Origin of the sequence: Pseudomonas sp. NFACC14 (assembly GCF_900106885.1) — a bacterium.
Taxonomy (GTDB): Bacteria; Pseudomonadota; Gammaproteobacteria; order Pseudomonadales; family Pseudomonadaceae; genus Aquipseudomonas; species Aquipseudomonas fluorescens_AA.
This window is the reverse complement of record NZ_FNOA01000003.1, coordinates 168855-178942: the sequence shown is the minus strand read 5'-3', so window position 1 is coordinate 178942 and position 10088 is coordinate 168855. Positions and strand designations below refer to the sequence as shown.

General features: G+C 62.4%; 11 protein-coding genes. All 11 read left to right on the top strand.

Translation table 11 applies throughout. The features are described 5' to 3' along the window. Nucleotides 1-74: 74 nt before the first annotated feature. The 11 genes from BLU85_RS07425 to BLU85_RS07375 all read left to right on the top strand — a co-directional run bounded on the left by BLU85_RS07425 (nt 75) and on the right by BLU85_RS07375 (nt 10080). Nucleotides 75-1649 (top strand): phage tail tape measure protein, encoded by a 1575-nt coding sequence (locus tag BLU85_RS07425; RefSeq protein ID WP_092205039.1) that lies wholly within the window; start codon nt 75-77, stop codon nt 1647-1649. Further along, the gene (locus BLU85_RS07420) at nt 1636-2874 is read left to right on the top strand and encodes a DNA circularization protein (protein ID WP_092205038.1); all 1239 of its coding nucleotides are present in this window, start codon (nt 1636-1638) and stop codon (nt 2872-2874) included. Before BLU85_RS07425 ends, BLU85_RS07420 begins: the two co-directional genes overlap by 14 nt. Before the next feature lie 3 nt (nt 2875-2877). Further along, entirely contained in the window at nt 2878-3918 is a 1041-nt protein-coding gene (locus BLU85_RS07415) for a phage baseplate assembly protein (protein WP_092205037.1), read from the top strand. A 262-nt stretch (nt 3919-4180) separates the two neighbouring features. Continuing rightward, entirely contained in the window at nt 4181-4690 is a 510-nt protein-coding gene (locus BLU85_RS07410; protein WP_092205036.1) for a phage baseplate assembly protein V, read from the top strand. Further along, nucleotides 4690-5088, top strand: coding sequence for a phage GP46 family protein (locus BLU85_RS07405; RefSeq protein ID WP_092205035.1), 399 nt, complete (start codon nt 4690-4692; stop codon nt 5086-5088). Before BLU85_RS07410 ends, BLU85_RS07405 begins: the two co-directional genes overlap by 1 nt. Next, nucleotides 5078-6118, top strand: coding sequence for a baseplate J/gp47 family protein (locus tag BLU85_RS07400; protein WP_092205034.1), 1041 nt, complete (start codon nt 5078-5080; stop codon nt 6116-6118). Before BLU85_RS07405 ends, BLU85_RS07400 begins: the two co-directional genes overlap by 11 nt. Continuing rightward, entirely contained in the window at nt 6106-6705 is a 600-nt protein-coding gene (locus BLU85_RS07395) for a YmfQ family protein (RefSeq protein ID WP_092205033.1), read from the top strand. The genes BLU85_RS07400 and BLU85_RS07395 overlap by 13 nt, the downstream gene beginning before the upstream one ends. 10 nt (nt 6706-6715) lie before the next feature. Then, entirely contained in the window at nt 6716-7879 is a 1164-nt protein-coding gene (locus tag BLU85_RS07390) for a phage tail protein (protein ID WP_092205032.1), read from the top strand. After that, complete coding sequence (locus tag BLU85_RS07385) at nt 7876-8385, top strand: phage tail protein (RefSeq protein WP_092205031.1); 510 nt, start codon at nt 7876-7878, stop codon at nt 8383-8385. The genes BLU85_RS07390 and BLU85_RS07385 overlap by 4 nt, the downstream gene beginning before the upstream one ends. Before the next feature lie 26 nt (nt 8386-8411). Then, the gene (locus BLU85_RS07380; protein WP_092205030.1) at nt 8412-9512 is read left to right on the top strand and encodes a phage tail protein; all 1101 of its coding nucleotides are present in this window, start codon (nt 8412-8414) and stop codon (nt 9510-9512) included. 7 nt (nt 9513-9519) lie between these two features. After that, complete coding sequence (locus BLU85_RS07375) at nt 9520-10080, top strand: tail fiber assembly protein (protein ID WP_092205029.1); 561 nt, start codon at nt 9520-9522, stop codon at nt 10078-10080. Nucleotides 10081-10088 lie beyond the last annotated feature (8 nt).

Below are 10088 nucleotides of genomic sequence, written 5' to 3'. Positions count from 1 at the left end.
GCCAGGCCACTGGACGTGCTCCGCGAATCCCTGGAGCACGCGCAACGGATCAATGCGATGCAGCAGGTGCAGTGATGGCAGACACACAAAAGGTAGAGAGAAAGGCGGTGCTGCTGACAGGCATCGACGAGCTGTCACCCAAGCTCGCCGGCCTTCGTGCGAAGGTCGCGAGTTTCAAGCAGAACCTCGACGCCACGGGCCTGGGCAGCCTGGATGTTTCCGGTCTGCTGCCCAGCGGCGGGCTGGCCCAGCCCTTTATGGACGGGCTCAAGTCGGCGCTGGCCTTCAAGGACGAAGCGGGCGCCGCGAGCGCGGCGGCCAGCGCCGTCCAGTCTCCTGAAGCGCCCCGTATGGCGGCACAGAACCTGGATGGATTGAAGACTTCCATCAGTAACGTGTCGGTGCAGTTCGGCTCGGCCTTGGGACCTGCGGTCAACGCCGTGGCGGTCAGTTTGCAGCCCATGGTCAGCGGCGTGGCCCAGGTGCTGCAGGACAACCCGCAACTGGTACAGGGCCTGGCGAATGGCGTCGTGGCGTTCAACGCGATTCAGATGGCGGTCAGCGGCGCGAGCCAGGCATTCGAAGTGGTGAACCTGGCCTTGAAGATGAACCCCATCGGCTTGATTGCCATGGGCATCGCCTTGGCGGCAGGGATGATCATTGCCCACTGGGCGCCGATTTCAGCGTTCTTCGCCGGGCTCTGGCAGAAGCTTGCGCCGATCGTCCTGCCGATGGTCGAGTTCTTCAAGACGATGTTCGCCTTTACCCCGATGGGGCAGGTGATCAGCAACTGGGGGCCGATCAGCAGCTTTTTTGGCGCCCTCTGGAATGTGATCGTGGCGGCGGCAACGCCGGTCATCGGTTTCATGCAGGCGCTGTTCGCCTGGTCACCCTTGGGTTTGATCGTTGCCAATTGGGCGCCCCTGACCGGGTTGTTCGCGGCGATCTGGGACCTGCTCAAGGCCTTGACCGTGCCGGTGATGGACGCCTTGAAAGGCCTGTTCGACTGGACGCCGTTGGGACTGATCATGGCCAACTGGGGCTCGATCGGTGAAGTCTTCGCCGGGATCTGGGAGGGCGTGCGCAACCAGGTGTCGATCATGCTGGCGGTGTTCAGCGGCCTGTTCGACTGGTCACCCATCGAGGGCCTCGTCAAGCAGTGGGGGCCGGTGGGCGAGTGGTTCAGCCAGTGGTGGAACGAGTTGCAGGCGGTGATCGCGCCGATCAAGGCGTTTTTCAACGGCGGCTTTGGCGAGATGATCACCTCGTTCACCGGCAAGGTCGTGGGCTTGACCGAGGCGCAGCGCGCCACCAACGCCGAAGGCAAAGGCGAGTTGGCGCCGGCGTTTTTTGGCGGGGCCAGCGAGCGGTCTCCGGACCTGTCGTCCGGCCTGGCGCCAGCGTCCGCCAACGTTCCAGCGAAAACCTCGCTGGCGCCGGGTTCGTTGCCGCAAACCTCCAGCGCCCTGGTGCAACAAAGCGCCGCCAATAACCGCACGCAACTCGACGGCGGCCTGACCGTGCGTTTCGAAAATGCGCCGGCCGGGTTGCGCGCCGATCCGCCCCAGACCAATCAACCGGCCCTGGCGGTGAGTTCGCGCATCGGCTATCGCTCACTGTCCACAGGAGGCTCCAATGAGCTGGCGTGATCGTTTGTTGCCGGCGTCGTTTCGTGGCGTCGGGTTCTGGGTCGACCAGGCGAAAACCCCGGTCGGCCACAAAGGCCAACTGCATGAATATCCCCAGCGTGACCAGCCGTTTTTCGAGGGGCTCGGCCAGCAGGCGAAGATTCATGAGCTGACTGCGTTCATCGTCGGCCCCGATTGCCTGGAGCAGCGCGACAAGCTGCTCAAGGCCTTGGAGCAGGGTCGCGGCGAACTGGTGCACCCGTGGCTGGGGCGCCTGCAGGTCAAGGTCGGCGAGTGCGACATGACCCAGACCCGTCAGGACGGCGGGTTGGTGACGTTCGCCCTGAAGTTCTATCCCGACCAGCCGCTGCAATTCCCTTCGGCCACGATCAACAGCCAGAAACTGCTGCTGGTCTCGGCCGACAGCTTCCTCGGTTCGGCGGTGCGGCGCTTCGAAGACGCCATGACCTTGATCAAGGCCGCACGGATCGGCATCGCTGACCTGCGCAACAGCCTCAAGGAGATCTACGGCGTGATCGAGCAGGAGCTCAAGCCGTTGATCGAGACCTATCGACAACTCAGCGATCTGGTCAAGGCGGTGAAAGCGTTGCCCAAGGAGGTGGTGGCCGAGTTCAAGGGGTTGCTGGGCGATATTCGGGAGCTGAAGGACTTTGCCCGTGACGGCTATCGCGGCGTGATCGCCAGCGTGTCGCAACAGGTGGAGGCCATTCGCAAGACTGACGCGCCCAAACTCACGACGGGCAAGGACACCACGGCGGCGGCCCAGGCCGTGGCCGACCTGGTGCAGGACACCCTGCTGGTGCAGGCCGCGCAATGGATTGCGGCGATGCCGGTAGCAGCGCCTGCGGTCAAGTTGGGCGCCACGCCGTCGGTGGCGCAACAGGCCGTGCAACCGGTCCGGCGCCGGGACGTGCCGGTGGCCGACGATGTGCTGGCCCTGCGCGATGCCCTTAACGATGCGATCTGGCAGGCCTCCCTCAAGGCCGATCCGGAGCACTACCAGGCGATGAACAACCTGCGCCAGCAAATGGCCGCGCACCTGACGGCGGTGGCGTCTTCGGGCGTCAGGCTGATCAACCTGTCGTTCAAGCAAAGCCTGCCGGCGCTGGTGGTGGCGTATCAGCAATTCGCCGATGCCACCCGGGTGACGGAAGTGACCCAGCGTAATGGCGTCGCCCATCCTGGTTTCCTGCCGCCCAATGACCTGAAAGTGTCGGGGGAGTAAGCCATGAACGAGCTCGACAACGCTGTCTCGCTTACCGTCGACGGGTTGGATTACGGCGGCTGGAAAAGCGTGGAAATCAGTGCGGACCTGGAGCGCCAATTCCGCACCTTCAAACTCGATATCACCTGGCAATGGCCGGGGCAGACCCAAGCGGTGCCGATCCGGCCAGGCGATGAATGCCAGGTGCGCATTGGTGCCGATCTGGTCCTCAGCGGTTATGTGTTCAAGGCACCGGTCAGCTATGACGATCGGCAGATCAGCCTGAGCATCGAAGGCGGTTCCAAGACCCAGGACCTGGTGGACTGCGCGGCGATCAACCGCCCGACCCAATGGCGCGGGCAAACGCTGCTGAGCATCGTCCAGGCCCTGGCATCGCAATACGGCGTGGGGGTTGTCAGCGAGATCCCTGAAACCGCGCGGTTGAGCGAACACAGCATCGTGCCGGGGGAAACGGTCTTTCAATCCATCGACCGTTTGCTGACGTTGTTCCGAGTGTTCTCCACCGACGACGCGCAAGGACGTGTGTTGCTGGCCAAACCCGGCAGCGGTGGGCGGGCCAGTGATGTATTGGAACTGGGCAAGAACATTCTGTCGGGCAACGCACCGATGGACTATAGCCAGGTGTTCTCCGAATACCGGGTCATCGGCCAGCACAAGGGCAATGATCAGCAGAGCGGGGCGGCGGTGAGTGAAGTCTCTGGCACTGCCACCGATCTGGGCTTCAAGCGCAAGCGGGTGACGGTGATCAGCGAGGGCGCGCAATTGACCTTCGAACTGGCCCAGCAACGGGCCGATTGGGAAAGCGCCATCCGCACTGGCAAGGCCCTGACCACCACCTACCGCGTGCAAGGCTGGCGCCAGGCCAATGGCGACTTGTGGCGGCACAACACCTTGGTACGGGTGATCGACCCGGTGCTGGGGTTCGACGGTGACATGCTGATTTCCAAAGTGACGTACTCGCTGTCGGCACAGGGCTCCGTCACCACCCTGCAAGTCGCGCCGCCGCATACCTTCGACGCCAACCCGGTGCCGCCAAAACCCTGAGCCCCACGCCGACGCCTGCCCACCACAGCCCCTTGTGGGAGCGAGCCTGCTCGCGATGGCGGTGGGTCAGCTTGCATGGATGTCGGATGTGCTGCCGCTATCGCGAGCAAGCTCGCTCCCACAGTGTTTCGAGAGCGCCCCAAAGTGTCCGCCCATCACAGATCCCTTGTGGGAGCGAGCTTGCTCGCGATGGCGGCAGTGCAGCCAACAGAGATTTGATCCGAACACCGCGTTCAAGTCCCCGATTCTCAAGGAAACCTCAATGAGCCTACTGACCCGTCTCCTGGCGCGCGGCACTGTCGTGCTCGCCAATTCGGCCACCAAGCTGCAGTCGCTGCAAATGCGCCTCACCGCCGGCGAAGTGAACGACGACATGGAGCACTTCGAACCCTACGGCTTCACCAGCAACCCGCTGGCCGGTGCCGAGGGCATTGCCACGTTCCTGGGGGGCGACCGCTCCCATGCCGTGGTCCTGGTGGTCGCCGATCGCCGCTTCCGTCTCCAGGCCCTGGCCCCCGGCGAAGTGGCGCTCTACACCGACGAAGGCGACAAACTCCACTTCAAGCGCGGTCGTGTCATCGACATCGAGACTGCAACCCTGAACATCCGCGCCAGTCGCGCGGTGAACATCGACAGCCCGGTCATCAACCACACCGGCAAGATCGTCTCCCAGGGCGACCAGATCGCCGGTGGCATCAGCCAGATCAAACATGTGCATGTCGGCGTACAGCCCGGCAACGGCCAGACCGGCGCGCCGGCGGGAGGCCAATGATGTTCATCAGCCAGAACCTGCACGCCGCGCTGACCCGCTCGGTGCTGATCAGCCTGTTCACCTGGCGCCGCGCCGCCGCCGACGATGCCGTCGATGATGACGAACGTTTCGGTTGGTGGGGCGACACCTTTCCCACTGTTGCCGACGACCGCATCGGCTCGCGGCTGTGGCTGTTGCGCCGGGTCAAGCTGACCCGCCAGACCCAGCTCGACGCCGAATTCTATGCCCGCGAAGCCTTGCAATGGCTGATCGATGACGGCCACTGCAGCGCCATCGACATCATCAGCGAACGCCTCGACGCCCAGCGCCTGAACCTGCGCACGGTCCTGACCCTGGCCGACGGCGAGCGCCTGGACATCAACCCCGATAACAGTTGGCAGGTGACCTATGCCGTTTGAAACCCCTTCGCTGCCGGTGCTGATCAAACGCGCCCAAAGCGACCTGGCCAGCGATTCGCTGCGCCAGTCCGATGCCCAAGTGCTGGCCCGTACCCTTGGCGGCGCCGCCTACGGCCTGTATGGCTACCTGGATTGGATCGCCGAGCAGATCCTGCCGGATAAAGCCGATGAGTCCACCTTGGAACGCATCGCGGCCCTGCGCCTGAACCAGGCGCGCAAAGCGGCCCAAGTCGCCAGCGGCAGTGTCAGCTTCAGCGCTACGGCAGGCGCCGTGCTGGATGTCGATACGCTGCTGCAATCGACTGATGGCCGCACTTATAAAGTGACCACCGCCCGCACCACTAGCAATGGCCTGAACACCGCCACCGTCGCGGCGCTGGAAGCCGGTAGCCTGGGCAATGCCGACGCCGGCCTGGTGCTGACACCGGTGCAGCCGCTTCTGGGCATCGACAATCGCTTCACCGTGCTGGCGCCGGGGCTGACCGGCGGTGTTGCCAGGGAAAGCCTTGAGTCCCTGCGGGCCAGGGTGATCCGTTCCTATCGCGTGATTCCCCACGGCGGTTCGGCCCAGGACTATGAAACCTGGGCCCTGGAGTGCCCCGGCATCACCCGTGCGTGGTGCCGGGGTAGCTACCTGGGGCCCGGCACTGTCGGCCTGTTCGTGATGCGGGACGACGATCCTCAACCGATCCCCAACGCCGAGCAACTGGAAGAGGTGCGGGGCTACATCGAGCCCTTGCGCCCGGTGACCGCCGAGCTGCACGTGCTGGCGCCGACGCAGGTACCGGTGAACTACCGGCTGCGCATCACGCCGGACACCAGCGCCGTGCGGGCGGCCATCGAGGCCCAACTGCGCGACTTGCACAATCGTGAAGCCGGTCTCGGCGAAACGCTGTTGCTCAGTCATATCGCTGAAGCCATCAGCAGCGCCACCGGTGAAACCGACCACAAACTCAGTGCGCCAGTCGACGATGTCGTCGCCGCCAGCAACCAGTTGCTGACGTTCGGAGGCTGCACATGGCTGGAATAAGAACCGCCGAACAGTACCAGGCCCAACTGCGCAGCCTGTTGCCCAGCGGCCCGGCGTGGGATCCGGAACGCGTGCCGGAACTGGACGATGTGCTGCAAGGCATCGCCCAGGAACTGGCCCGCCTCGACGCCCGTGCCGCCGACCTGCTCAACGAGATGGACCCGGCGGGCGTGAGTGAGCTGGTGCCGGACTGGGAGCGGGTGATGAACCTGCCGGATCCGTGCCTCGGGGCCACGCCGTTGTATGACGATCGCCGTCTGGCGGTGCGCCGACGGTTGTTGGCGGTGGGCAGCCAAGCCATTGCCTATTACGTGGAAATCGCCAAGAGCCAGGGTTACCCCAACGCCACCATCACCGAACTGAAGGCGCCGCGCATGGGCCGCGCACGGTTCGGCGAAGCGCATTTTGGCACCTGGCAGGCGCAATTCATGTGGACCCTCAATACCGGTGGCCGGCTGCTGCTGGGGCGGCGTTTTGGTGCGAGCTATTGGGGGGAGCGTTTTGGCGTCAATCCGGGCTCGGCCCTGGAGTGCCTGGTCCACCGCAGTGCACCGGCGCATACCAAGGTTCACATCAATTATGACTAGGGAGTAGACGATGGATTATCCGAAGAGTGTGCCCAGCGCCGGGCTGGTGAATGGGAAGTTCGTGGATGAAAACCCGCTGACCGGGACGCCGGGGTCGTTGATTCCGGCGGCATGGGGAAACGGGGTGACGCAGGAAATCGTGAATGTCATCAAGGCGGGAGATCTGACGCCGGATGAAACCCAGAGCGATCAGTTGCTCGAGGCGATTCAGTCGGTCACCGCCAAGGGCTGGAACCAGGACCTCGCGCTTCCGATCACCGCCTTGCCGCTGCCGACGATTGCGACGGCGGACGCCCGTCTGGCGATAACGCCAACGGCACTGTCAACCAGCGGCGGCCGTGTCTCGATTCCGGCGGGGGTGTACATCAGCATCGGACAAGAGGTGGTGAGTGGACGGTTGGGTCGGTCACGTACCTACGTGACGGCGGGCTGGAGCAGCGCCGATTTGTTGCCCAGCGCCAGTTACTTTCTACGAGCCCAGGTCATAGACGGTGTGCTGACGTTTTATATGCAGCGTGGAAGCCTGTATGACACCCCGCCGGAATCCTTGAAGGGTACGGCCAACGGAGCGTCCGGCGGCGGGTTTGCGTCCACCCCCCTGGACATGTGCCTGGCCTGGGTCATGACTGGGGCGCCGGGTTCCTTGCCAACGATTCGCACGATTTACAACCGTGCTCAATTGACCTGGACGCAAACGGTGAATGGCACCGGAGTGGTGTATCTGCCGCTGGATCCGCATGCGCGTGCGGCGCGGCTTGTGGCAGGGAATCCGACACCCGCGCCGAACGTCGTGACCTCGCTGGCGTTTGTTCAGGCTGGGTGGCTTGGGGGCAATTACAGCTACCTGTCACCCGTCGCTAGCACTCCCGGTAACAATGCCGTGGGCTGGGCGAATACCGCAAGTCCGTATATGTGCGTGCTGTTCTCCAGTAACGTCGTCAATGACGTGAGCGTCTCCACGGTCACGGCCAGTTTTGACCATACACAGCTGCGTTCGCTTTGGCAGTCGTACCAGGCCGAGCACACACTCGGCGCAACCAATGCAGACAGTGATGAGTTGCTATTGAGCATGGGGATCAAGGGACACCAGGCATTGACGGATTACAGCGTGGGTATCGCCGTCAACTTTACCAATGCAATCAATGTTCACCTGTCCTGGGAGCTGATCCGATGAAAGTCATTCAAGAACTGCATCAGTACGAAGATGGACTTCGCCCGCCTTCGCCTTCTCTCGCTCATACCTGGGAGGAGGGACAGTGGGTGCTTGATGAAGGGAACGCTGCCGAGCTGTTACGCCAGGAAGCCGAACGCCTGTGCGCCAACGTCGATGTCGCTGCCGACAGCGCGCGTCGCACGTTGGCCGGCGATCCGTTGCGGGCCTTGGAGTACCAACAAGCCGCCCTGCAGGCGCAGGCCTTCAAGGATCAGGGCTATCCGAAAAAAGCCGTCCCATTGGCCGTTTCCGCGTGGGTCGTCAAAGGCCGCACAGCCAGGCAGGCGGCGGATCAGATGCTCGCCAAGGCCGCCGAATTCGAAGCGAACCTGCTGGCGCTTCGTGAACTGCGCCTCAAGGCCAAGGCGCAGATTCGCGCGTACGTCGCCAAAGGTAACGCGGATCTTGCCGCCCAAGCCGCTGATGACGGGATCGAGGCCATCCGGGCGCTACGCCTTCGCGCGTGATATCCATCTCATAGAGAGAAACAAACATGGATTATCCAAAAAGTGTTCCCAGCGTCGGTCTGGTGAGCGGTCGGTTCGTGGACGAAAATCCGCTGGCGGGCACGCCTGGATCGCTGATTCCGGCGGTCTGGGGCAACAGTGTCACCCAGGAAATCCTTGGCGTGATCTCGGCGGCCGGTATGACACCCTCCGAAGCGGATACCGGGCAGTTGATCAAGGCGTTGCAAACCATCCTTGGACGCAGCAGCCCGATGCGTTCGGTGATTACACGGTTGTCGGCTTCAAAAGTGTTGACTGCCGAGGAGTTGGGGCTTGTGCTGATCGATGCCAGTGCTGGTGTGAACACTGTAACCCTGCCGGCAGCCAACGCGGCGCTTGGTGTTCGCGATGTGATTGTGCGACGTGTGGATAACAGCGGTAACCGCCTGACGGTGCGCGCTGCCGGAACTGACAGGATTAGGTTCCACACTCACTTGGCAGCCAGTGGTTATCCATTCTTGGTGTTGATGGGTAGCGGTGACTGGTGGCATTTGCGCAGCGACGAAGCTGGGGTCTGGTGGCCGGTAAATCGCTTTGATTCGACGGCGCTGGGACGCATTTCCTTCGAGAGCACACGCCAGGTTATCCCCGGTGGGTATGCGGTGCTTAACGGTAATCTGCTGGTGCGTAGCGATTGGCCGTGGCTGTGGGACTTTGCGCAATCGTCCGGTGCGCTAGTGACCGAAGCTGCCAGAGCGGGGAACGAAGGTGCGTGGACTAGCGGTGATGGTGCGACGACCTTTCGACTTCCCGATATTCGTGGCGAGTTCTTGCGCGTTTTGGATGAGGCCCGAGGGGTGGATATTGATCGTTCGGTGGGCAGCAGACAAATGTATGCCCTTGAAAGCCACAACCACTTTTTGCCTACCAGTTCGGGTAGTGCCAATCGTCCGGGGCCTGGTATTGCTGATGGCTCCTGGGACGTGACTCGTGACGTTAATGCTGCTCCTGCAACGGGGATAGTCGGGACGACGTATCCCAATCCGCTTTTCTTTTCCAGTGGGGAACTTGTAGGCAACATCGGCACTTTCAGCACTGAAACTCGCCCTAGAAACATCGCCTATCCCGCCCGAATCAAGCTGATCTGAGGCCATTATGTTTATTTATCTGTTTGACGGCTCCGGTGTTCTATCTGGCCCGATAGAACTTTTCGTAACCCCCGGCATGGGCATTCAAATCCCAAGTAACGGCATTCAGCTTTCCTTCGAATTACCCGCTGCCCAAGAGCATCATTCATGGGTCATGGTGAACGGCGTTCCGCGAGAGATGGTGGACTGGCGGGGGGCGGTTTATCGCAAGGACAACGGCGCTCATTTGCAATGGAACGAGTTCGGCGAATTGCCGGAAATGTACACCGCCGAGCCCTGGCCCGGTAACTATTACGTATGGCGTGATAACGCCTGGGTCTTTGATGAAACGCTGAAACTGGCCGACCTCAAGCGCGAAGGGTTATCCAAGCGCGACAAACTGCTGCGGGACGCGGTTCAGAAAATAGCTCCCCTCCAGTACGCCGAAGACATCGGCGACGCCAGTGACCAGGAACAGCTGACGTTGATGGAGTGGAAACTCTACAGCGTCGAATTGAACCGCATTCAACATCAAGCCGGTTTTCCAAAAGACATCATCTGGCCAATCGCGCCTGAGCCTGTCGCTTAAGCAATCAA